A 22,938-nucleotide genomic window follows, 5' to 3' on the forward strand; every position below is an offset into this window, starting at 1 on the left:
AATGATAATCAATATCATTGTATCGTCAAAAACCCGATCTGTCATCCCGATGGCGGTCGCGGAGCGGTCTTGAGATTCGCTCCGGCGGTCCCCACCTTTCCTAAGGCCGGCCGTGGGCGCAAGGCTTGGGTTGCCGGGCGTAAGCCGATACAATAGGCGGTTTTGCGCGGCCGCCGACTCCGGGGCCGCCATCGACGAAAAAGGCGTAGGGATGACTACCATCGTGGCGGTAAGAAAGGGCGATCAGATCGCGATCGCCGCCGACAGCCAGACCACTTTTGGCGACGACCAGAAGCTGTTGGCCGGCTATGATTGTTTCCACAACAAGATTTTCCAGCATGGGGACAGCTATTTGGCCATCTCCGGCTCGGCCGCCCACGATCTGGTGTTGCAAGGCGCGCTGAAGGAGTTGAAGAAAAAGGACCTGAGCAGCCGCCAGGGTATTTTCGAGACCTTCCGCAAATTGCATCCCAAGCTGAAGGATGGTTTCTACCTGCGTCCTGAAGAGGACGAGGAGGATCCGTACGAATCCAGCCAGATGATGGTGGTGATCGCCAACCGTCACGGGATTTTCGGGGTTTATCCGATGCGCGAGATTTACGAGTTCTCCCGCATCTGGGCGATAGGCTCCGGCCGCAAGTTCGCGATGGGCGCGATGTACGCGGTGTATGACCAAGCGCTGAGCGCGCGCGAAATCGCCGAAATCGGCGTGCGCGCAGGTTGCGAATTCGACGTCAGTTCTTCAATGCCGATGACGGTCTATACCGTAGAACTGGCGGCGGGCAAGGAAAAGAAAGACACAGCATGAGCACACAAGACAGATTGCAACGATTTTTGTTTGACGGCGCGCCGGTGCGCGGCGCGCTGGTGAGATTGGACGGCGCCTGGCAGCAGGTGTTGGCTCGCCGCAGCTACCCGCCTGCCTTGAAGAAGATTGTCGGTGAAATGATGGCGGCGGCCGAGCTAATGGCCGCCAACCTCAAGTTTGACGGAGCGCTGATTCTGCAGCTTCACGGCGCCGGCGCCCTGAAACTGGCGGTGGTGGAGTGCAACAACGATCGCACCATTCGCGCCACCGCAAAGTGGGACGAAAGCATTTCCGACGACGCGTCCATCCAGTCCTTGCTGGGCGCTCACGGACGCTTCGTAGTGACCTTGGAGCCGCGCGTGGACAAGGCGCAAACCTGGCAGGGCATCGTGGCGCTGGAGGGCGACAGCATTGGCGAGATGCTGGAGAACTACATGCTTCGTTCCGAGCAGCTGGAAACCCGACTGATCCTGGCCTCTAGCGAGGAAACCGCCGCTGGCATGCTGTTGCAGAGGCTGCCGGAAGGCCATGGGGATCAGGAAGGCTGGGAGCGCATTCAGATGCTGGGCGCCACCCTGAGGGCGGATGAGTTGCTGGGCTTGCCGGCCGAGGATGTCCTGCATCGTCTGTTCCACGAGGAAACGGTGCGCGTATTTGATCAGGAAACGGTGAGTTTCGCCTGCAATTGCAGCCGCGAGCGCGTCGGCGACATGTTGAAGATGCTGGGCGGCCAGGAAGTGGGCGAGGTGTTGCTGGAGCAAGGCAGCGTGGAAATCGTCTGCGATTACTGCAACCAGCATTACGTCTACGACGAAGACGATGCCAACGGGTTGTTCGATTACGATGTGATCGCCGCGGCGCGCGAGGCCAGGCATTGATGCATTTCTGTTAGTTTGGCAACAAACTTTCCATAAGCCGCTTATGCGGCTTTTTTTACGCTCTTTTTTGGGTGAAAAATAGGGTAAAAATACCAATGTTGTAATTATGGTTTAAATTGCTGGTTTTATTTTAAACTGAATTTTCATGACGATGGCTATTCTATATGATTTGAAATTCGCATATGATTATTGATGCGACATTTTCAATGTCTTGGATAGCGTCATGATAAAAACAGCTTCGCTCAGCGGCGTGCGCGCACTGAGTCTTTCCGTGATGGCCGCCGCCTTATTGGTCGGTTGCGTCAGCGATTCCGAAAAAACGGCGCTCAGTCAGCCGGCGCCGCAGGCCAATCTGCCGCAGGCCGGCCATTCTTCGCACTCTCCGGCTTTGTCGGAGAAACCGTCCTATCCGCACGGCCTGCCGCCCGGCGCGCCGGCCGACGGCGCCGGCCCCGGTGCCAAGCCGCAAGGGCCGATGCAGCAGACCGGCGCGCGTCGCGCCAAGGAGGCCGCGGCCGCGCCGCAGTACGCCGACTGCGACGAAGCCAAGCTGGGACAATTGTCCGGCGCGGCCTTGGCGCGCTATGTCGCCAGCGTGCAGGGCACTTGCATGAACCGCCTGTTCCAGGCGGACGCTTTCAGCTACCGGGTGGTATCGCCGGCGAATATGCGTGAAGTGGCGGCCGAGGCCCGCGCCCGCGCGCAAGGCTGGGACGGCAAGAGCGCCAACGGCCTGTGGCCGCTGGCGGTGTTTTTGAAAGCCGGCTATTTCACCCAGTACAGCCACGCCGCGGAAGTGGGCGATTACGGCCGCCCGGTGGACGAGCCGGTGATGCAGGCGGTGAGCGCGCTGGCGGAAAACCCGGCGCTGTGGGGCGAGCCGGTGCGCGACGGCAGCGGCGATCACGACGCTTGGTATCTGGCGACCGATCTGCGTCAGTCCGTGGCGGAAACCATGATCCTGGCGGATTCGGTGCGCAAGCCGGAGCACGCCTTGCCGCTGCTGCAGCGTTTCTTCGGCCGTTACAACGCCGCGGCGAAGAACAACTGGGCGCGCATCGCGCTGCATCCGATGCAGACCACCCTGTTCAATATGCATTACACCGAGGGCTTCGCCGCCAAGGCGGGCGCCGGGCAACTGGATGCGCTGGCGACCAGCCTGGCAGGACTGACCCGCGCCGGCCAGGCGGCTTTCGCCGATGAGCAGATGTATCTGAACACCGTGCGCGAAACCGGCCGTTTCATGCAATACCCGCGCACCGCCAAGCTGGCGGAAGACGCGGTGGCCGGCTTGCTGGGCGGCGAGAAGTTCGGCGCTTCGTGGGCGGAAGCGGTGTACGCGCTGAAGAAACTGGGCAAAGTGCCGTGCGAGCGCTACGGCATTTGCCAGGCGGAACAGGAACTGAAAACCCATTTATTCCCGCATAGCTGGAGTTTCGACAACGGCAATCTGGTGTTCGAAACCTCGCTGGCGCTGGCCGAAGTGGAGCCGCTCTACTACGCGATGAAGCAGGTGCAGGCGCAACTGGGCCGGGTCAGCGGCATCAGCCAGCCGGTTAGCGGCGACACCAACGCCAAATTGCGCATGGTGATCTACGGCAGCAAGACCGCCTACCAGCGCTTCCAGGGCCTGCTCAATGAATTGTCCACCGACAACGGCGGCATTTACATCGAAAAGGACGGCACCTTCTACACCTTCCAGCGCGAAGTGCCGCGCGAGAGCTATCTGAGCCTGGAAGAGTTGGTGCGCCACGAGTACGTGCACTATCTGTCCGGCCGCTTCATCCAGCCGGGCATGTGGGGCAGCTCGGACTTCTACCGCGACGACCACCGCATGGCCTGGTACGACGAGGGCTTCGCCGAATTCATGGCCTGGAGCACGTCGCGCGACGGCATCAAGGTGCGCGGCCACGTGGTGGACGTGGTGGCCAACGGCTGGCCGCAAAGCTATCTGGAACCGTCCCGCATCATGCGTTCCAGCTATAGCGACGGTTGGGACTTCTACAGTCATTCCGCCTTGTGGTTCTACTATCTGAACCAGCAACAGCCGGGCCGCATTGCCGAGATCCTGGCCGCGCTGCGCGCCGACGACGTCAAGCGCTTCGACGCCCTGGTGGCGGAAATGGGGCGCGACGCCGGCCTGGTTCAGGGCTTCCACGACTATGTGGGCCGCCAGGTGGAGGCGCAGCGCGCCGGCCAGTTGGGCAACACCTCAACCGAGCGGGGCGTGGATTGGCTGAAGCAGGCGCAATGGCAGGCCGGCGACGTCGGCGCGATCGAGGGCGCGATGCGCCGCTATCTGCCGGTGACGTGCCGAGTGTGGGCTGACGGCGAGCGCAGCGCTCTGCGCCGCTTCGAATGCGACGGCGCTTTGCCGCTGCGTTCCGGCACCGCCACCATGGCGCGCCAGGAGCTGGACAAGACGCTGGATTCCGCGCTGCAGAACCTGCTGCGCGGCAGCGGCATCAACAATATGATGGCGCTCAACTGCGCGGCCACCGACTACGACTTCAAGGCCAAGCGCGCCGCGCTGCGCTGCGAAGGTCCGTTGGGTCCGGCCATGTCGCAGCCGTCGCAGCCGGGCGGAGGCGACGCCCAGCTGGGTTTGGCCAAGCTCAGCTATTCCAGCCCTGTGCGCTGCCTGCGTGGCCAGTTGCAAGGCGTGGGCGAGCCGGACGGCTATAGCCTGGTAAGCGGCCCCAAGCTCGGCCGCGCCATCATGGCCGACCACGGTGCCTTCAACTACCGCCGCGACCAGGACCAGCCGGGCGTGGCAGACCAGATCACCGTGCGCGTGCGCAAGGGCGCGCAAACGCGGGATGTGGTGGTGCAATTGCTGGCGACGCCGGTGAATATGTCGGACGAGGCGTGCTGGGCCCGCGCCGGTTGAGGCGTGTCTGAGGCATGAATGAAAAGAGCCGGGAGATTCCCGGCTCTTTTTGTGTTAGAGCGCTTGAACCTGGCCCAGATCCGGCCGTTCCAGCCAAGCCATGAAGGCGTCGCCCAGCCGTTGGCTCTCGGCGGTGGCCTGGCGCCAGACCTGCTGGCGCTGAGCGTCCCGGCCCAGGTAGCGGTGAAAATCCTGGCGGTCCGGCAGCTTGCCGCCGGGCAGGCGCGCCAGGTAGTCGCGCGACGGCGCGATCAGCACGGTGTTGGCGTGGTGGGCTGGGTCGGGCCTGCGCCAGGGCAGGAATTTATCGAACCAGCCGGGCACGATGCGCTCGGTGAAGTGAGGATACAGCACGATGTCGTCGCCCTGGGCGAAGGGGAAGTCCAGGTGGTAGTCGGTCAGGCCGCCGTCTCGATAAGTGGCCGCCGGGGCGCCTGGCAGCTGCACGCCGCTGAGCACGCCGGGAATGGCGATGGTGCCCATCAGCGCGGTGTCCAGATTGTCCGGCCCCAAGGGCTGGCACAGCGTGGGGATGCCGTCCTCGGGCTTGAAGCGCAAGGCGCTGCGGGGATCATGGCAGATTACCCGGCTGAAAGCGTGGCGCAGCAGGCCGCGCGACACGGCGTTGAGCGCGGCGCTCAGCGCCAGGCCGCCCAGCAGCGCGGCGCGCGCCTCGCTGGCGAGCAGGCCGTGGGAACGCACCAACAACAGACTAAGCTGATAGTGCGGATGGTCTATCAGCGCGCCACGCGCCGCCGGCGCTAGTATCTCGTCCAGCATCAGGCGGGTCTGGCGGGTGATGTCGGCCACGCTGGAGTCCGCCGCGTAGGTTTCAGCGGTGTAGCGCTCCGCCAGCCGGGCCAGCGCCTGGCGCGGTTCGGCCTGCATCGCGCAAGCGAAGCGCCAGCCGCCGATGGAGGCGCCAACCAGTTCGCGCCGGCGCGGGTTGCCGTTCAGCCATTCGAACACCGCCTGATCCAGGCCGGTGATGCCTATCGCCTTGGGGCCGCCGGCGGCGCCGGGCAGAATGGCCACGCTGGCGGCGGGCAGGCCCTGGCGCGCCAGCAGCTTGCGGGCGTGCGCGCCGGCCTTGATCACGAGGGGCTGGTAGGGAATATGGATGGCGGACATGGTGTCTTATTCTGGACTGGGGTTGGCCAGCGTGGGGCGGTTTTTGGTATCCTGCTGGGTTTCGATATTCATTCGCATCAGGCGGCGGTGCCGCCTTCAGGAGCACAGTCATGATACCCGTAAGCCAACTGGCCGACTATCTGCGCGAGCAGAGCCTGGAACTGGATCGCACCGAGCTGCAGATCGCGGTGTTGACCCTGTCCGCGGTATTGAGCGCGGACAAGCCGGCGGCGCGCCAGGACTTGTACCGCTATCGGGTGCCCAAATTGAGCGAGGACGGCAGTTGCTCCTTGTTTGAAGAACTGGCCGACGAACCTTACGATCTGGCGCCGTTGTTCGGCGGCGAAAGCCCGGAAGCCACGGCGGCCTTGCGCAATCTGCACGCGCTGGTGGAGTCGGTAAACCACAAGGTGGGCGCGGACTGGCTGGGCGTGTACCGCAAGTTAGGCAAGGGCCAGCAGGCCAAGTTGGTTAAGCTGGCCTACCAGGGCGTGCCCAGCCGCGCCGAGTTTCCTTTGACCGAGGCCTTCGCCGAGTACAGCAACAACAGCCGGGTGGGACTGACCGGCTGGGCGGTGTTGATTGAGGACGTCAAGGCTTGGCGTGCCGAGGGCGGCGGTTATTACGAGTGCGATCCCAAAGTCATGAGCGAGGTCTGCCTGCCGGTGCTGGGCCGGGACGACAATGTGCTGGGCATTCTGGACGCCGAGGCCTCCAGCGCCGGCTTTTTCACGCCGGAACGGCTGGTGTGGCTGGCCGCGCTGGCCATCGTGTTGGCCGAGCCCTTCGCCGCTTTGCCGCTGGCGCTTGAAAATCCGGAAGCCGACCACAGTTAATAAAGATTATCGCGCGCGGATTCAGGTGCGCTTATCAGGTTTAGCGGAGAAATAATGTCATTGCCTGCTGTCGAGCTCAGCGCGGATGAGCCGAGGATGGAATACGTCGCCAGTTGCAAGCTGCCCACCCCTTGGGGTGAGTTCACCATGCATGGTTTTGAAGAAGTGGGAGGCCGCGAGCACATCGCGTTGACCCTGGGCACGATAGACGACGGCGAGCCGGTGCTGTCGCGGCTGCATTCGGAATGCCTGACCGGCGACGCGCTGTTTTCGCTGCGCTGCGACTGCGGCTTCCAATTGGAGGCGGCCTTGTCCGCCATTGCCGCCGAAGGTCGCGGCGCCTTGCTGTACCTGCGCCAGGAAGGCCGCGGCATTGGTCTGATCAACAAGATCCGCGCTTATCAGCTGCAGGACGGTGGCGCCGACACGGTGGAAGCCAACGAGCGGCTGGGCTTCCCCGCCGACATGCGTGATTTCCGCATTGCCCGTTACATGCTGGAACAGCTGGGCGTATCGCGGGTGCGGGTGATGACCAATAATCCCCGCAAGATCGAAACCCTGCGCACCGCCGGCATCGATGTGGTGGAGCGGGTGCCGCTGGAGGTGGGGCGCAATCCCCACAACGACCGCTATCTGGACACCAAGGCCAGCAAGCTGGGCCATATGTTGTTTAAGTGAATGGCCGCGTCAAAGCGGCGCAAGCAGGATGTGAACGAACGGGAGCCGAGGGCTCCCGTTTTTCATGTCAGCGCCGCAGTCAGTTCCGGCCAGCGGGCGGCTAGTTCGTCCACCTCCAGCGCGGCGGGGAAGGGCAGTCGCCGGCGCGTGGCGGCGATCTCGTAGTCAATGCCGTGGCAGTCGGCGCCCAGTAGCCGGACGCCGGCGGGCAGGGTGGTGTTTTGTTCCAGCAGCTCCGCTTCTTGCTCCGGCTCCAGCATCGGGCCGTCAAGCCACTGCTCGGCCTCCAGCCAGCCCATGCGGCCGAAGCCTTCTATATAGCGAAACCGTTGCGGCTTCAGCCGGTAGAAGGTGAAATCCAGCTGCAGCCAGTCTTCGGCCTCCGGCTGGTAGCGCAGGTGGCGCGCCAGCTCCAGCGGGGTGGGTTGGAAGGCTTCCATATCGCCCAGCAGGGTCAGGCGCGTGCCGCTTTGGCTGGACGCCGCCGCCGGGTCCAGCAGCGCCATGCTGCAGCGCGGGTCGGCCCGCAGGTTCTTGCAGTGTTCGGCCAGCGCGCTGAGGCAGAGCGTGGGCCGGTGGCGGGCGTCGGGCACGCAGGGTATCGGTGTGGCGTAGGGGTAGCCGGCCAGCTGAGTGCTGTGAGTGGCCAGGCTGGCGTGGGCGCAGCGGTGAAGTAGGTGGATGGCGGCGGCGGGCGGGATTTTCATGTTGGGTTCTCGGCGCGAAGTGGGCTCATCTTAGCCGGCGACGGGGCTAGGCGCAAAAAAGCCCCGGCGGACCGGGGCTCAAGGAGAGAGGGCGTTGAGATTAGAACCCTGGAGTCCTGGCGATGAAGGCGTTCAGGTTGGCGATGTTCAAGCTGCCCCAGCCGGTGGTGTAGTCCCAGCCCTTGGCGGCGCTGTAAGCGCCGTTGCTGCCGCTGGTGACGTCGTGATACAGCGAGGGGTTGGCCTTGAAGTATTTGTAAATCGACGGCGCCGGCGAGTGGATGTTGTTGCCGTTGGCCGCTTCGATCCGCGCCCAGAAGCCGGTGAACAGCGGCGCCGCCAGGCTGGTGCCGCCGATCTGCGAGGTGCTGCCGTTGACCAGCACCAGCGCGCCGCTATTGGGGTCGGCGTCGAAGGAGACGTCGGGCACGCCGCGCTTGGTTTTGGAAATGGTCAGCACGCCGGCGCTGCTCTGCCAAGCAGGGGCGCTCTCGGTATAGCTGGGGCCGCCGCCGCCGCCGTTCCAGGTGCTCTCCGACAGATAGCCGGTCTTGCCGCTGGTGGACAAGGTGGTGCCTCCCACCGCGATCACGTAGGGCGATACCGCCGGGTAGCTCTGGCGCGCGGTGCGGCCGCCGCACTCGTAGGAGCCGGAGTCGCCGGTGGATACCGAGAAGGTCTGGCCCTGGGCTACCGCCGCCTGGAAAATCTGGTCGGCGCTGGCGGTCATGCCGTCGCTTTGGGCGCTGGTTTCGCATTCGCCCAGCGACACGTTGATCACCTTGGCCGTGCCGTCGCTGACCGCGGCGTTGAAGGCGGCGGTAATATCGGCGTTGGTCATCGACGGCGCCACGTAGAAGTTCATCTGTTGAACCGCGCCGCCGGCGGCGGCAAGGATGTCCTGGCTGTCCAGGTTCCATTCCTCTGTGCCGGAGGTGTCGCTGGTGGGCGTGCCGCTGTTGATCACCGAGGTGGCCACCGCGCCGTAGCCGGCGCTGCTGGCGAAGTCCTGCAGATCGCTCAGCGTCTGGCTCAGGTCGCCCTCTGCGATGATGCCGACGGTGGTGTTGCCGGCCGGCGGCAGGCTGTTCGCGTTGTAGATGGACGGGAAGTCAGTGGGAGAGTGGCCGCTGACGCTGGCGGTCTTGAAGGCCTGCGGCGTTGGGTGGCGCAAGGCGGTGTGGAACTGGTGGACGTTTTGCAGGCCGTGCACCGCCAGAACGATGTCGGCCAACTGGCTGGGCACCTGAGCGTTGGCGACATTGGCGAAGGCCTGACGGCCGTTGATGTCGTAGCGGTGCAGCGTGGTCTGGAAGCCTGCCTTGACGGTGGCGGCGCTGCCGTCGGCCGTGATCAGCAGGCGGTTGGGCGCCACCTTGATGGTGCGGAAACCGCTGGCCTGCAAATGCTTGACCACGGTTTGTGCTTGCGCCTCGGTGGGCGAGAAGCGGCGCAGGAACTCGGCCTTGCTCAGGTAGCGCTTGCTGCGGCCTTGCAGGATGTCCTGAGTGAGCGCGTCCAGCTGCGCTTTGTCGCGTACTTTCAAGGCCACGGCGATGTGCACGCTCTGGCCGGCGGCGACTTCGCCGCTATCCTGCGCTTGCGGGATCAGCGTTTGCACAGGATGAGCCAGGGTGTTGGTGGACTGCCAGTTGAGGGTTGTTGCTTGCGCCGCGATGCTGAAGACGGCGGCGGACACCAGTGCGGCCGTGTATTGCTTGGCAAACATTCACTTCTCCTCTGAAGAAGTACCGCGCGGGCCTGCTCTTGGGCAAGGCCCTTGGACCAGGCTTGTAGTCGCTCGACGGCGCGCCTTTGATCCAGATTGGTTGCCCTTGGTGCGGAAGGGCTGCTCCCGATGGGGAACGCTGAATGTGTAATCCCAAACCTCAAGTGATGACAAGTAAATTATTGATCAGCGTCAAATCTGTATGCAAAACGCAAAAATATGAGGCATGCGATGTGTTTGTTTAATGGCTTCCATGGATATGTCTGATGGGTGAGGCTAAACAGGAGAGGGGTGGTTGAGGCTGCGATTTTACTCATGCGGCGCATGAGTTTTTGCTGAGCTAGCCAACGTGCGGACTGGTGACGCGTTGTGGGCGCTGACGGGGGTTTAGAACCTGTTCAAAGTCTGCTGCGCTTCGTGAGGCGCCGCATGGTGAGTGGGCCTCCGGAATGCTTATATAGCACTTGTAAACTTCGCTTCCTCTGCCGTTTTCGCCTTGTCTCGCTCTTGTTCACGAGACTTTGAGAGCAGGCTTTTACAACCGCAAGGCCGTCAGCAAGGCGTTCTCCAGCGCCAGTACGGTCTTGTCGTCGTTGAGGCCGGGGCCGGAGATCAGGAAGGAGTCTTCTGCGCGGCTGCCCAGGGTCATGATCTTGGCGGATTGCACATTCATCCGGTAGTCGGACAGCACTTTGGCGATGCGAGCCAGCAGGCCGGGGCGGTCGCCGGCGACGATGGACAGCACGTAGAAGCTGGCTTTGTCGTCCGGGCGAATCAGAATCTGCGGCGTGATGGGGAAGTGTTTGAGGTGGCGGCTGATGCGGCCGGAGGCGGGCAGGTTCAGCTCGCCCTCTTGGCGCAGACATTCGGCCAGTTCGAACTCGATGAAATTGATCATGTCGCGATAATCGCCGTCATGATGCTCGGGCACGAAGACGTGGAAGGTGTCCAGCGCGTAGCCGTGGCGGGTGGTGTAGACCTTGGCGTCGGCGATGCTGTAGTGGGTGCGACCGAAAAAAGCGCAGGCGCGGGCGAACAGTTCCGGGCGGTCCCGGGTGTAGATCAGCACCTGGATGCCTTCGTGGTCGTCGGACAGCCGGGCGCGCACCAGCGGCCCGTCGGCATGGACGAAGCGGTTGAGCAGGCGCGCGTGCCAAGCGATCTCCTTGGCTTCGTGGCGCAGGAAGTAGACGGTGTCCAGTTCCTGCCACAGCGCGGCTTCCACGCCGCTCGGCACCGCGTGCAGGCGCAGCAGCGCCTGGGCTTGGTGTTTGCGCTCCTCAAGCTCCGAGGCGACGTCCAATTGGCCGCCGCGCACCAGTTGGCGCATCGCCGCGTGATAAAGGTCTTCCAGCAGTTTGGCTTTCCACGCGTTCCAGACTTTGGGGCTGGTGCCGCGGATATCGGCCACGGTCAGCAGGTAGAGCGCGGTCAGCCGGCGCGGCGTGCCGGCCAGTTCGGCGAAGCGGCGCACGGTTTCCGGGTCGTAAATGTCTTGCTTTTGCGCCACGCTGGACATGGTCAGGTGCTGGCCCACCAGCCAGACCACTAGCTCGCCGTCCTCGGCCGACAAGCCGTGCTGGCGGCAAAAGTCCGCCGCGTCCGCCATGCCCAGCGTCGAGTGGTCGCCGCCGCGGCCCTTGGCAATGTCGTGGAACAGGCCGGCCAGGTACAGGGTTTCCGGCCGTTCGAAGTCGTTGATCAGCCGGGACATCAGCGGATATTCGTGAGTAAAGGCGCTGCTGGCGAAGCGGCGCAGATTGCGTACCACCATCAGGATGTGCTCGTCCACGGTGTAGACGTGGAACAGGTCGTGCTGCATCTGGCCGACGATGTGGCCGAAATTGGGCAGGTAGCGGCCCAGTACCCCGTATAGATTCATCCGCCGCAGGCAGCGCGTTAGTCCGTTGGGCTCCCGGAACAACTGCAGGAACAGTTCGCGGTTGCGCGGGTTGTTGCGGAAGCGTTCGTTGATGTGGCTGCGCGCGTGCCACAGCGCGCGCAACATGCGCGGCGCGAAACCGCTCAGTTCCGGGTTGCGCTGCAACATCAGAAAGGCTTCCAGAATGGCGGACGGGTATTTCTCGAACACGTCCGGCTGACGGATGCCCAGCATGCCGTTGACCGAGTAGAAACGCTCGTTAAGGTTCTGAGTGACGCGCGGCACTTGGGAGTAGATCCTGCCGCGCAGATTGGGCAGCAGGATGCCGTTGAGCTGGTTAACGGTTTTGGCTGCGCGGTAATACAGCTGCATCGCTTGTTCGCTGGCGCGCTTGGCCGGGGTGTCCTGCAGGCCCAGCGCTCGGCCCAATTGCTGTTGCAAATCGAATATCAGCCGATCTTCGCGCCGGTGCGCCAGCAGGTGCAGCTCAATGCGCAGGCCCAGCAACTGGCGTTCGCTGTGCTTGATCAGCCGCGCCTCGGCCAAAGTCAGGATGCCGCGGCGCACCAGCGCGTCCCAATTGTCGCCCAGGCCGATGGCCTTGCTGATCCACAGAATGGTGTGCAGATCGCGCAGGCCGCCCGGGCTTTCCTTGATATTGGGCTCCAGATTGTTGCCGACGCCGAAGTGGCGAGTGTGGCGCTGCTGCTGTTCCTGGGTCTTGCCTTCGAAAAAGGCCAGCGGGTCGCGCTGGCGGTCCAGCAGTATGCTCATGCGTCGCCAGGGCGCGGCGTCGCCGGCGATTAGCCTGTTTTCCAGCAGATTGGTTTCAATGGTGATGTCGCCGCGGGCCTCGGTCAGGCATTCCTCGACGGTGCGCACGCTGTGGCCGATTTCCAGGCCCACGTCCCACAGCAGGCTGATGAAGGCGCCGACGCGTTCGCCCACCTCCGGCGAGGGCGGCTGGTCCAGCAGCACCAGCAGGTCGATGTCGGAGTGGGGGAAAAGCTGGCCGCGGCCGTAACCGCCCACGGCGATCAGGCTGGCGACGCCGTCCAGGCCGGATTCCGCCCACAGTGCTTGCAAGGCGCCGTCCACCGTCTGGCTGTGCCGCTTCAGATACTCCTGAGGATTGCGCTGCTCGCGGTATTGCCCGGTCAGAGCCTGACGTTTGCCGGCCAGATCCTGGCGCATGCGGGCGAGGGAGTCCGCGGCCGGCGAGCTCATGTCAGCGCCTTTCCTGTCTGGCGATGATGGCGACGCCCGCCACCAGGAACAGCAAGGTGGGCAGCGTGGCGGACAGGATGGGGTTCCAGTCGTACAGCAGGCCCAGATGGCCGAACAGACGGTTCACGAAGTGGAAGGCGATGCCCAGACAGATGCCGCCGAACAGGCGGATGCCCAGTTGGCCGTGGCGGCGTTGCTGCGGGGTGAAGGCCAGCGCCACCAGGGCCATCGAGATGCAGGCCAGCGGATAGAAGAGCTTGCTCCACAGTGCGATTTCATAGCGCTGGGTCTGTTGCTTGTTGCTGCGCAAGTGCTCCAGATAGGTCAGCAGCGCGCTGGCCGACATCTGTTCCGGCACTACCAGCAGCACCGACAGGATTTCCGGCTCGACGATGGATTTCCATGACAGCTCAGGATAATGGCGGCTGACGGACTGATCCGCGCCCAGCGTGGTTTCGCGCACATTGATCAGACGCCATTGCTGCTCGTCCTTGGAGAAGGAGCCGCGTTCGGCGTAACGGGTGCGAACCAGGCGGAAATCATTGTCGTAGGTGTAGATGCGCACGCCCAGCAGCGAGGTGTCCGGCAGCATCTCGTGAACGTTGATGAAGTTTTGATTGTCCTTGACCCAGATGCCGGAGCGGAATTCTTGCGCCACCATCGAGTGGGTGGCGGACAGCTTCAGGCTTTGCGCCTGCTGGCCGGCGCGAGGCGCCAGCACCTCGCCCAGCAGCACGGTGAGCAGGGCGAAGCCGAGGCCGAACTTCAGCAGCGTGGCGGCGATTTGCGGCAGCGTCACGCCGCTGGTGCGTATCACCGTGTATTCGCTGCTGGTGGCCAGCTGGGTCATCGCCACCATGCCGCCGATCAAGACCGCCAGCGGCATTAACTCGTAAGCGTGGCCGGGCATCAGCAGCGCGACATAGCCCAGCATTTTGCCCAGGGTGTAGCTGCCCTTGCCCAGATTGGGCACTTCGGCCAGCAGGTCGAAGAAGCCATACAGACCCAGCAGGGCCAGCAGGGTGAACAAGGTCGCCTGGCTCAGGGTGGCGACGATGTAGCGATGAATCAGTTTCATGACGGGATCAGGATTTCCGGAACAACAGGGACAGGGCCTGGCCGATGGGACGGGCCGGCCGGTTGCGGTAGCTCAACAGCGCCAGCGCCAACGCCAGCATGGCCAAGTGCACCAGCAGCACCAGCCAGACGCCGGCTTTGCCCTGGGCCACCCAGTTGCGGGCCACGGTCAGTCCGTTCTGATAAACAAAGAAAACCAGCAAGGACAGCAGCAGATTGTAAGTCTGGCCGCTGCGCGGGTTGAAATAGGACATCGGGATCGCCAGCAGCGCCAGGATCACGCAGCTGATCGGCATCGACAGCCGCCAGGCCAGCTCGGCGCGGTAGTCGGAGGAATCCTGGCTCAGCAACTGGGCGGTGGGAATGGCCTGACGGTTGCCGGACGGGCCGGGTATCTGCTGACTTTCACCGATGCCGGCGGTGTAGCGTTGAAATTCCGCCACCTCGTAATTGGCGCTGCCGGGCTCGCCTACGTAGCGCTGTCCATGCTCCAACACCACCACGCGCTCGCCGTCCGGCTTAGTGGTAATAAAACCGGATTTGGCGAAAATGGTGGCCACTTTGCCGTCGGTGATTTCCTGCATGAAAATATTAGTGGCCGCGCCGTGCTCGCCGGAGTAGTTCTCGATGAAATACACCTTGTTGGACGAGGCCGATTCCTTGAACACGCCGGGGGAGATCGCGGAAACCTCTTCGCGGCGTTTGATCTGTTCGGCATAGTCTTGGCTGCGTTGGTCGGCCCACGGGCCGATGAACAGGGTGACGCCGGCGATCAGCATCGCCAGCGGCAGGGTGAAGCGCATCACCGGCCACACCCAATTGTTCAGCGACAGGCCGGAGCTGAGCCAGACCACCATCTCGTGATCGCGCCAAATACGGGTCAACACCACCAAAATAGTGGCGAAAACCGTCAAAATCATCAATACCGGGAAAAAGCCCAGCGTGGTGAAACCAAGCACCGCGGCAACGGCCTCGTTGGCCATTTGTCCTTCGGCTGCGCGGCCTAGTAGATTGACTGCCTGAGTGGAAACGATAATCGCCAGGAGCACGATGAAAACGCCTAATGCGCTCAAAGTCAGCTCGCGAGTCAGGCTTTTTTGAAAAACCATTTATTCAGTGCCTTTTTGACTTTTCATGAAAAGCATTGTGATAATTCCGGGGACCATCCAGAAACGTCAAAAACGGACGATTTCGGAATCAACAACAAAATCCGTCTTCACCGGAAGGCCGGGCCGTCAGGATTGTACCTGCGCATCGACGGCCGGTTAAGAGGTGGAGCTACAGACACTCGCTCTACACGGGAGTTCTCAATGGAATTTAACATAAAAAGCGGCAGTCCGGAAAAGCAACGGGTAGCTTGCGTTATCGTCGGCGTATACGAATCCCGCAAGCTGACCTTCGCAGCGGATTTGCTGGATCGCATCTCAAACGGCTTCATCAGCGACGTGCTGCGTCACGGCGACATGGAAGGGAAATTGGGCAGCACGCTGGTGCTGCACTCGGTGCCGCACACTCTGTGCGACCGGGTGATGCTGGTGGGCTTGGGCAAGGAGCGAGAGTTCCGCGCCAAGGAATACCGCGAGGCGGTGCGGGCCTCGGTCAAGGCCCTGACCCAGACTTCGGCGGTGGAGGCGGTCAGCTACCTGAGCGAACTGACAGTCAAGAAGCACGATGTAGAGTGGATGATAGAGCAGGCGGCGGTGGTGACGCTGGACGCCTTGTACCGTTTCGACCGCTTCAAGAGCAAGGTGGACGAATCCGTCCGCGAGCCGCGCAAGCTGACGCTGGCGGTGCCGCGCCGCAGCGACCTCGCCGACGGTGAAAAGGGCCTGCAGCGCGGCTTGGCCATCGGCAGCGGCATGAGGCTGGCCAAGGATCTGGGCAATCTGCCGGGCAATGTTTGCACCCCCAGCTATCTGGGCGAAGAAGCGCGCCAGATGGCCGCGGCTTTCGGCGCGGACGCGGAAATCCTGGGCCCCAAGGAAATCGCCGAACTGGGCATGGGTTCTTTCCTGTCCGTGGCCAAGGGCAGCGTTGAAGAGGCGCGACTGATCGTGCTGCGCCACCACGGCGCCAAGGACAAGGGCGACAAGCCCATCGTCATGGTGGGCAAGGGCATTACCTTCGATTCCGGGGGCATCTCGCTGAAACCGGGCGAGGGCATGGACGAGATGAAGTACGATATGTGCGGCGCGGCCACCGTGCTGGGCGCTTTCCGCGCCGCGGTGGAAATGAACCTGCCGCTGAACCTGGTCGCCATCGTGCCCACTTGCGAAAACATGCCCAACGGCAACGCGCTGAAGCCGGGCGACATCGTCACCTCGATGTCCGGCCAGACCATCGAGATTCTGAACACCGACGCCGAGGGCCGGCTGATCCTGTGCGACGCGCTGACCTACGCCGAGCGCTTCGACCCGGCAACCGTGATCGACGTGGCCACGCTGACCGGGGCCTGCGTGGTCGCGCTGGGTCATATCGCGACCGCGCTGTACAGCAACCAGGACAGTTTGGCGCGCGAGCTGCTGGCCGCTGGCGAGGAAGTGGCCGACCGCGCTTGGCACATGCCGCTGTGGGACGAGTACCAGGACATGTTGAAGAGCCCGTTCGCCGATATGGCGAACATCGGCGGACGTCCGGGCGGCAGCATCACCGCGGCCTGCTTCCTGTCCCGCTACGCCAAGGCTTACGACTGGGCGCATCTGGATATCGCCGGCACCGCCTGGAAGGGCGGCAAGGACAAGGGCGCCACCGCGCGTCCGGTACCCTTGCTGGTGCAGTTCCTGCAAGACCGCGCGGACATCGCGCTGGGCAATGTGGTGCGACGCGGCCGTCCGCGCCGTGAAACCCCTGAAACGGTGGATGATGAGCAGGATTGATTTTTACACCAAAGTGGCCGACCCGCAGGGCTTCGCCTGCCTGCTGGCGGCCACGGTGATGCGCAAGGGGGAGCGGCTGCTGGTCTGGTTCGACAGCGAGCAGCAGCTTGATACCTTCAGCCGGCAGCTGTGGAGTTTCGGCGATACCCGCTTCGTGCCGCACTGCAGGCTGGGCGCAGACGAGGCGGCCGACACGCCGATCTGGCTGACCGCCCGCTTGCCGGACGCGCTGGAGCACCCGGTATTGTTGAACCTGGGTTCGAATTTGCCGGAGCGGATGGAGCGCTTTGATCGTATTCTGGAAATAGTTGGACGCGACGAAGCGTCGCTGGAGACGGCGCGCCTGCGGTTCAAGGCGTATCGCGAGCGCGGTTATGCAATCGAACATCACGACATGAGCAACAAGTGACCATGAGCGAGCCGTCAAAGCCCAAAGAGCCTGACTGGTCCGGCCTCAACCTGCCGGTGTTGACCGAGGTGGTGGATGAGTCGCAAGTGCCCACCTTGGGCGACGAAGTCATCGACATTCCCGATTTTGATTTCTCCAGTGAACTGGACGCGCTGGCCGACCAGTTGGGCGAGCCGCCGCAAGATTTGCCCGCCGAACTGGAAATTCCCGAACTGAGCCTGGAAGAACTGATCGCCGCCCCTGTTCCCGGCGAAGAACCTTTGCTGGACCTGGCTTCGCTGCCGTCGCTGGACTTGGACGACATACCCGCCTCCGAGCTGGACATCGAGCAAGTGTTGCCGGGCTGGAGCCCCGCCGCGGCCTCGCCGGAAGCGGCGCTGCCGGCGGCGGCGGCCGGTGATTTCGAATTCTTGTTGCAGCCGGTTGGCGAGGAGCCGCCGACGGAGGCTTTGGCCGATGAGTTCGCGCCCATCGCGGAAGAGGCGCCGGCCGCGATGCCTGATCGGGCGCTCGATACCGAGCCGCTAGTCGCCGAGGCTGAGCCGGTAATGGACGCCGCGCTTGCGGCCGCCGAGCCGGAGCCCGTTGGCACCGAGATTCCGGACGCGGAGGCGCCGCCCGCCGCGCCGGATGTCGGTGTGGCCGAGACCCTGATCGAGCCGCCCGCGCCGACGCCTTTCACTTCCATTTCCTTGGATAGTCTGCCCACCGGCGTGCTGGGCGGCGGAGTCGGACCGGAAACCCAGGTGGACAGCTTGCTGCCGAGTTGGCCGGAGAGTTCGGAGGAGGAAGCCGCCCCTGTCTGGCCGGAGTCCGCCGAGGCCCCAGCCGTCGGCTTGCCGGACGCTGCGGCGGACGATCTGGAACAATTTGCGCCGCTCCAGGGCGAGAGCGCCGTCGAAGCCTCGCCTGAAATGAATGAGCCGCCTGTGCCGGCGTTTGACGTCGCGCCGGCGGTAGCGCCCGAAGCGATATTTGAATCGGCGGAGGCGCTTCCCGATGCGATGATTTCGCCGGAGTCCGCCGTCGCCTCGGCGCTTGCTGTGCCGGGAGAGGAGCCCTTGCTGGCCGAGATCGACCAGGCGCTGGCGGGTTTGCAGACTGAGCCTGTCTTGGCGATGCCGGAGGCCGTTGAGGCGGAGGCGCATGAGCCTCCGGCTACGGCGGAAGCGCCAATGATGGATGTCGCGTTTGTCGAAGCGGCGGCAGAGCCTGTGCTGGACGAGGTGCTGGAGCCGCAAGCCGCCGAGTTGGAAGTCCCGCAATTGGACGCTGGGTTTGCCGAGCCGGCGGAAGCCGAAGCGGCAGCTGAGCCTGTGTTGGACGAGGCGCTGGAGCCGCAAGCCGCCGAGTTGGACGTCCCGCATCTGGACGCTGAGTGTGCCGAGCCGGCGGAAGTCGAAGCGGTAGCCGAGCCTGTGCTGGACGAGGCGTTGGAGTCGCAAGCCGCCGAGTTGGAAGTCCCGCAGCTGGACGCTGGGTTTGCCGAGCCGGCGGAAGCCGAAGCGGCGGCAGAGCCTGTGCTGGACGAGGCGTTGGAGCCGCAAGCCGCCGAGTTGAAAGTCCCGCAGCTGGACGCTGGGTTTGCCGAGCCGGCGGAAGTCGAAGCGGTAGCCGAGCCTGTGCTGGACGAGGTGCTGGAGCCGCAAGCCGCCGAGTTGGAAATCCCGCAATTGGACGCTGGGTTTGCCGAGCCGGCGGAAGCCGAAGCGGCAGCCGCGCCTGTGCTGGACGAGGCGTTGGAGCCGCAAGCCACCGAGTTGGCCGTCCCGCATCTGGACGCTGTGTTTGCCGAGCCGGCGGAAGCCGAAGCGGCGGCAGAGCCTGTACTGGAAGATGTGCTGGAGCCGCAAGCCGCCGAGTTGGAAATCCCGCAGCTGGATGCTGGGTTTGCCGAGCCGGCGGAAGCCGAAGCGGTAGCCGAGCCTGTGCTGGACGAGGCGCTGGAGCCGCAAGCTGCCGAACCGGAAGTCCCGCAGCTGGACGCTGCGTTTGCCGAGCCGGCGGAAGTCGAAGCGGTAGCCGAGCCTGTGCTGGATGAGGTGCTGGAGCCGCAAGTCGCCGAACCGGAAGTCCCGCAACTGGACGCTGAGTTTGCCGAGCAGGCGGAAGTCGAAGCGGTAGCCGAGCCTGTATTGGATCAAATGCTGGAGCCGCAAGCGGCCGAGCCGGCAATGCCCTTGGCGGACGTCGAGCCCGAGTCCTTGGCCCTGGCCGAGGGCGAGATTCCCGAACTGACGGTGCTGGAGTCCGAACCCGAGACCGAGACGGATGGGATGGGGGCCGCGGAGTTGGCGGCGGGAGCCGGGGCGCTGGCCGCCGCGGGCCTGGCGTTGGCTGCCGGCGCGGCGTCGTCGGGAGAACCCGAGCGGGAAGCCGTTTCCGACGCGCCGACGGCGCGCGGAGTGGAAGTCTTGAAAGTATCCGAGGTGGCTTCGGCCGCTGCGGCGGCCGCGATGATGGCGCCCCAAGCGGTGAATGCGCCGCCGGGCACGGTGGCGGTGATAGACGAACAGGCTTTGCTGCAGTCCATGTACGAAAAAATGCTGCCGCGGATGAAGGTGGAACTGTCGCTGTGGTTGCAGGACGCTTTGGAGCTACAAGCCAAGCAGATGCTGTCCGGCGTAATGCATCAGCTCAAGGAGGATTACGAGATGTTGTTCGGCGAGGCCTTGAAGGAGAGCTTGCGCCAGACCATCAATTCTTTGGGCAAGATTGAAAAGGATGGAAGACGCGATGAGTGATAGGTTATCGCATATCGTCACCCGCACCGGCGACGACGGCAGCACCGGCCTGGGCGACGGCAGCAGGGTGGGCAAGGACAGCTTGCGCATTTGCGCGCTGGGCGAGGTGGACGAGCTGAACTCGGTGCTGGGGGTCTTGCTGGCGGAGACCTTGCCGGACGAGGTCAGGGCTTGGCTGTCCGAGGCGCAGCATGATTTGTTCGACCTGGGCTCGGAGCTGGCGGTGCCCGGCTACAGCGCTTTGGGCGCCGAGCACGTGCAGGCGCTGGAGGCCGTGGTGGCCTTCCTCAACGAGGATTTGCCGCCGCTGAAGGAGTTCATCCTGCCCGGCGGCGGCCGGGCAGCCGCGTTGTCGCACCAAGCGCGATCGGTGTGTCGTCGCGCAGAGCGCGCGGTGGTGGCGCTGGCGCAGCAGGAGACGGTGTCAGACGCGGTGCGCCGCTATCTGAACCGTCTGTCTGATCTGCTGTTTGTGCTGTCGCGTTATCTGAACCGCCAGGCCGGCGAACCGGACGTGCTGTGGCGGCCGGGGCGCAAAACCGGAGAGGTCTGAGAGGCTGTTCGATGTCTGCTGCGCGTCGGCGGGATGGTCCGAGCGGCGATCCTGTAAGAAAAACGGCAATCCGCATGGATTGCCGTTTTTTTCAGTGAGGAGGCCTCAGGCCACTTCCGAAACCCGCGGACGGTAGGTGCTGTTCTGCAGCAGGGACTGGGTGGTCTGGTACTGGGTGACCGCCAACTGGCCGCTGGCGTTCTGCTGTTGGGAACGGGCCACCGCGTTGTTCGCGTTGTTGTTGGTCTGATTGGTCTGCTGTTCCGCCTGATTGTTGGCGGCTTGCTGCTCATTGGCCGCCGGCACCGTGTTCGGGCGCGGCGGCGTCGCCGGCGGGGCGCTGGCAGCGCGATTGGCGCTGGCCGCTTCCGCCGCGCGCTGTTGAGCCCGCGGGGTGTCGTTGGCCGCGGCGGCCGGCGCGGCGGAACTGGCCAGGGCGGCGGTTTGCGCCTGTTCCTGGCTGACCCTTTGCTGCTCGCCGTTGCGGGTTTGCGCGGCGTTGGCCTGCGCGGTGTTCAACTGGCGTTGTAGTTGCTGCTCGACCCGCGCGGTGTCGGGGTTCTGCCGGACCGCGGCCTGGCTGACGTTTTGCTGGGAAACCGCAGGAGTGGCGGACCGCGGTTCTTCCAGCGTCTTTTGCTCAGGCCGCGTGTTCTGCAGCGATTGCAATTGCTGCAGAGAGTTGAGGCTGCCTATGCTGCCGGTGCTTGCCATGTCGCTCTCTCCAAACCGTGGATGCCGTTGCCGTCGCCCAGGACGGTATAGAGCCCAGTTGCCCTATATCGCTGATTCTAGAATCTTTTTCGGTGGTTTGCCGAATTTTTTCTGATCCAATGGTCAGGTTTGTGGCAGTAATACCAAATCCAGCATGCGTTCCGCCAATTGATCCACGCTCAGCGGGCCTTCAGAGCGATACCACTGCACTGACCAATGCAGGCTGCCCAGCAAGGTGCGGCGCAGCAGCGCGGTGTCGGGTTTGACTAGGCCGGCGGCGGCGGCTTCGTCCAGCGCTTGCTGCCACAGCGCTTCGTAGCGGTCGCGCAGCACGATCAGGCCGGGCCTGGCGGCGGCGGACACGCTGCGCCATTCGTACAGCATCACTTCCAGCGCCGCCTGATTGTCCCCCAGCAGCGAATTGAGATGCACGCGGAACAGCGCGGCCAGTTTGGCCCGCGGCGATCCGGCCGCGTCCAGCGCGCGCTTCAACTGCTCGGTGGTGCTGGTGATGCCCAAGGCCATTACCGCGACCAGGATCTCTTCCTTGGTGCGGAAGTGGTAGAACAGGCTGCCGGATTGCATGCCGACCGCGTTGCCCAGGTCGCGCACCGTGGTGCGCTCGTAGCCCTGGTCGCGGAACAGCATCGCCGCGGCGCGGATCAGCTCCATGCGGCGGCTGTTTTCTTCGACGGGTGCGGTGTTGTCTGTGCTCATTATTGTGTTTTTTCTTGGGAGTGGGCGTGCAGCAGCGGAAGCGCGGCTTGCCAGACCCGATCCGGCTCCATTTTTTCCAGGCAATCGGTATGGCCGTAGGGACAAGTCCGCTCGAAACAGGGGCTGCAATCCAGGTTGAGGGAGACGATGGCGGCCCGTGTCGACAAGGGCGGCGTGAAGTCGGGGCTGGAGGAGCCGTACAGCGCCACCAGCGGCTTGTCCAGCGCCGCGGCCACGTGCATCAGGCCGGAATCGTTGCAGACGGCGAGCCGGGTCAGGCCTATCAGGTCTATCGCTTCTTCCAGGCCGGTGGCGCCGCAGAGGTTGACGGCCAGGCCGCCGGACAGGCGGCTGATGTCGTCGCCCACTTCGCGGTCCTTGCCGGAGCCGAACAGCCACACTGCGTAGCCGGCGGCGTCGAAGCGGCGCGCCAGTTCGGCGAAGTGCCGGGCCGGCCAGCGCTTGGCCGGGCCGTACTCGGCGCCGGGGCAGAAGGCGACCGCGGGCCGGCCGGCGTCCAGTTGCAGCTTGTCCAGCGCCGCCCGCTGGCTGGCGTCGGTGAGCGCCAGCCGCGGATGGCTGAGCGGCCGCGGCAGCGGCTCGCCCTTGTCTTCGGCCAGCGCGCAAAAGCGCTCCACCATCATGGGCAGCGCCTGCTCGTCCAGTTCGCGCGCGTCGTTGAGAATCCAGTAGCGCGATTCGCCGAGAAAGCCGGTGCGCAGCGGGATGCCGGCGAACAGCGGAATCAAGGCGGATTTCAGCGAGTTGGGCAGCACGATGGCTTGATCGAAGCGTTCGGCGGCCAGCTGGCGCGCCACTTTCCAGCGCTCGCCCAGGCGCAGCGCGCCGTGGCCGAAGGGGTTGAGATGGGCCTTGGCCACTTCTGGCATCCGCGCCAGCAAGGGCAGGGTCCAGGCCGGCGCGAACACGTGCAGCTCCAGATCGGGGTGGCGTTGGTGCAGTCTTTGGTACAGCGGTTGCGCCATGACGCTGTCGCCGACCCAGGAAGGGCCGATGACGAGGATTTTCTTCTTCATTGCAGATGTTCCGATTGCAAACCGAAACCGGGGCGCAGCCCGGCT

The 22,938-nt window shown here is 64.1% G+C and carries 18 protein-coding genes; 9 read left to right on the top strand and 9 right to left on the bottom strand.

Going from position 1 to position 22,938, the window contains the following annotated elements:
* Positions 1 to 211: 211 nt before the first annotated feature.
* The 3 genes from HA052_RS14815 (at position 212) to HA052_RS14825 (ending at position 4,576) form a co-directional block, all read left to right on the top strand.
* Positions 212 to 808 carry an Ntn hydrolase family protein gene (locus tag HA052_RS14815; RefSeq protein WP_166452461.1) on the top strand — a complete coding sequence of 199 codons (597 nt, stop codon included), beginning with the start codon at positions 212 to 214 and terminating at the stop codon, positions 806 to 808.
* Positions 805 to 1,686 (top strand): Hsp33 family molecular chaperone HslO, encoded by an 882-nt coding sequence (hslO, locus tag HA052_RS14820; RefSeq protein WP_166452462.1) that lies wholly within the window; start codon positions 805 to 807, stop codon positions 1,684 to 1,686. The genes HA052_RS14815 and hslO overlap by 4 nt, the downstream gene beginning before the upstream one ends.
* A gap of 223 nt (positions 1,687 to 1,909) precedes the next feature.
* Complete coding sequence (locus HA052_RS14825; RefSeq protein ID WP_166452463.1) at positions 1,910 to 4,576, top strand: collagenase; 2,667 nt, start codon at positions 1,910 to 1,912, stop codon at positions 4,574 to 4,576.
* Positions 4,577 to 4,630: 54 nt separating this feature from the next.
* Here HA052_RS14825 and HA052_RS14830 read toward each other — a convergent pair whose 3' ends face one another.
* A complete protein-coding gene (locus tag HA052_RS14830) occupies positions 4,631 to 5,707 on the bottom strand; it encodes a hypothetical protein (RefSeq protein WP_166452464.1) in 1,077 nt (358 codons plus the stop codon).
* 110 nt (positions 5,708 to 5,817) lie between these two features.
* Here HA052_RS14830 and HA052_RS14835 point away from each other — a divergent pair, with 110 nt between their 5' ends.
* Entirely contained in the window at positions 5,818 to 6,543 is a 726-nt protein-coding gene (locus HA052_RS14835; RefSeq protein ID WP_166452465.1) for a GAF domain-containing protein, read from the top strand.
* Positions 6,544 to 6,639: 96 nt separating this feature from the next.
* Positions 6,640 to 7,221 carry a GTP cyclohydrolase II gene (gene ribA, locus HA052_RS14840; RefSeq protein WP_081544494.1) on the top strand — a complete coding sequence of 194 codons (582 nt, stop codon included), beginning with the start codon at positions 6,640 to 6,642 and terminating at the stop codon, positions 7,219 to 7,221.
* 62 nt (positions 7,222 to 7,283) lie between these two features.
* Here the strand turns inward: ribA and HA052_RS14845 are convergent, their stop codons facing one another.
* The 5 genes from HA052_RS14845 to lptF form a co-directional block, all read right to left on the bottom strand.
* Positions 7,284 to 7,928 (bottom strand): HugZ family pyridoxamine 5'-phosphate oxidase, encoded by a 645-nt coding sequence (locus HA052_RS14845; protein ID WP_166452466.1) that lies wholly within the window; start codon positions 7,926 to 7,928, stop codon positions 7,284 to 7,286.
* A 100-nt stretch (positions 7,929 to 8,028) separates the two neighbouring features.
* Positions 8,029 to 9,657, bottom strand: a complete 1,629-nt coding sequence (locus HA052_RS14850; RefSeq protein WP_166452467.1) for a S53 family peptidase — start codon at positions 9,655 to 9,657, stop codon at positions 8,029 to 8,031.
* 535 nt (positions 9,658 to 10,192) lie between these two features.
* Positions 10,193 to 12,766 (bottom strand): [protein-PII] uridylyltransferase, encoded by a 2,574-nt coding sequence (locus HA052_RS14855; RefSeq protein ID WP_166452468.1) that lies wholly within the window; start codon positions 12,764 to 12,766, stop codon positions 10,193 to 10,195.
* A gap of 1 nt (position 12,767) precedes the next feature.
* Entirely contained in the window at positions 12,768 to 13,844 is a 1,077-nt protein-coding gene (lptG, locus tag HA052_RS14860; RefSeq protein WP_081544498.1) for an LPS export ABC transporter permease LptG, read from the bottom strand.
* Positions 13,845 to 13,851: 7 nt separating this feature from the next.
* Positions 13,852 to 14,952, bottom strand: coding sequence for an LPS export ABC transporter permease LptF (gene lptF / locus HA052_RS14865; RefSeq protein WP_081544499.1), 1,101 nt, complete (start codon positions 14,950 to 14,952; stop codon positions 13,852 to 13,854).
* 201 nt (positions 14,953 to 15,153) lie between these two features.
* Between lptF and HA052_RS14870 the strand changes: the two genes are divergently transcribed.
* From HA052_RS14870 to HA052_RS14885, 4 genes are read left to right on the top strand one after another with little or no spacing between them, the layout of a single operon-like run.
* Positions 15,154 to 16,719, top strand: coding sequence for a leucyl aminopeptidase (locus HA052_RS14870; protein WP_166452469.1), 1,566 nt, complete (start codon positions 15,154 to 15,156; stop codon positions 16,717 to 16,719).
* Positions 16,703 to 17,128: a DNA polymerase III subunit chi gene (locus HA052_RS14875; protein ID WP_019104311.1), complete on the top strand. Its 426-nt coding sequence runs from the start codon at positions 16,703 to 16,705 to the stop codon at positions 17,126 to 17,128. The genes HA052_RS14870 and HA052_RS14875 overlap by 17 nt, the downstream gene beginning before the upstream one ends.
* 2 nt (positions 17,129 to 17,130) lie before the next feature.
* Positions 17,131 to 19,872: a hypothetical protein gene (locus tag HA052_RS14880; RefSeq protein ID WP_166452470.1), complete on the top strand. Its 2,742-nt coding sequence runs from the start codon at positions 17,131 to 17,133 to the stop codon at positions 19,870 to 19,872.
* Entirely contained in the window at positions 19,865 to 20,425 is a 561-nt protein-coding gene (locus HA052_RS14885) for a cob(I)yrinic acid a,c-diamide adenosyltransferase (RefSeq protein WP_166452471.1), read from the top strand. Before HA052_RS14880 ends, HA052_RS14885 begins: the two co-directional genes overlap by 8 nt.
* 105 nt (positions 20,426 to 20,530) lie before the next feature.
* Here HA052_RS14885 and HA052_RS14890 read toward each other — a convergent pair whose 3' ends face one another.
* From HA052_RS14890 to waaF, 3 genes are all read right to left on the bottom strand, one after another.
* Complete coding sequence (locus HA052_RS14890; RefSeq protein WP_166452472.1) at positions 20,531 to 21,139, bottom strand: hypothetical protein; 609 nt, start codon at positions 21,137 to 21,139, stop codon at positions 20,531 to 20,533.
* 123 nt (positions 21,140 to 21,262) lie between these two features.
* Positions 21,263 to 21,856 carry a TetR/AcrR family transcriptional regulator gene (locus tag HA052_RS14895; protein ID WP_166452473.1) on the bottom strand — a complete coding sequence of 198 codons (594 nt, stop codon included), beginning with the start codon at positions 21,854 to 21,856 and terminating at the stop codon, positions 21,263 to 21,265.
* Positions 21,856 to 22,893: a lipopolysaccharide heptosyltransferase II gene (gene waaF / locus HA052_RS14900; protein WP_166452474.1), complete on the bottom strand. Its 1,038-nt coding sequence runs from the start codon at positions 22,891 to 22,893 to the stop codon at positions 21,856 to 21,858. The genes HA052_RS14895 and waaF overlap by 1 nt, the downstream gene beginning before the upstream one ends.
* Between the last annotated feature and the right edge of the window lie 45 nt (positions 22,894 to 22,938).

The sequence above is a fragment of the Chromobacterium fluminis genome (genome assembly GCF_011602385.1).
GTDB lineage: Bacteria > Pseudomonadota > Gammaproteobacteria > Burkholderiales > Chromobacteriaceae > Chromobacterium > Chromobacterium fluminis.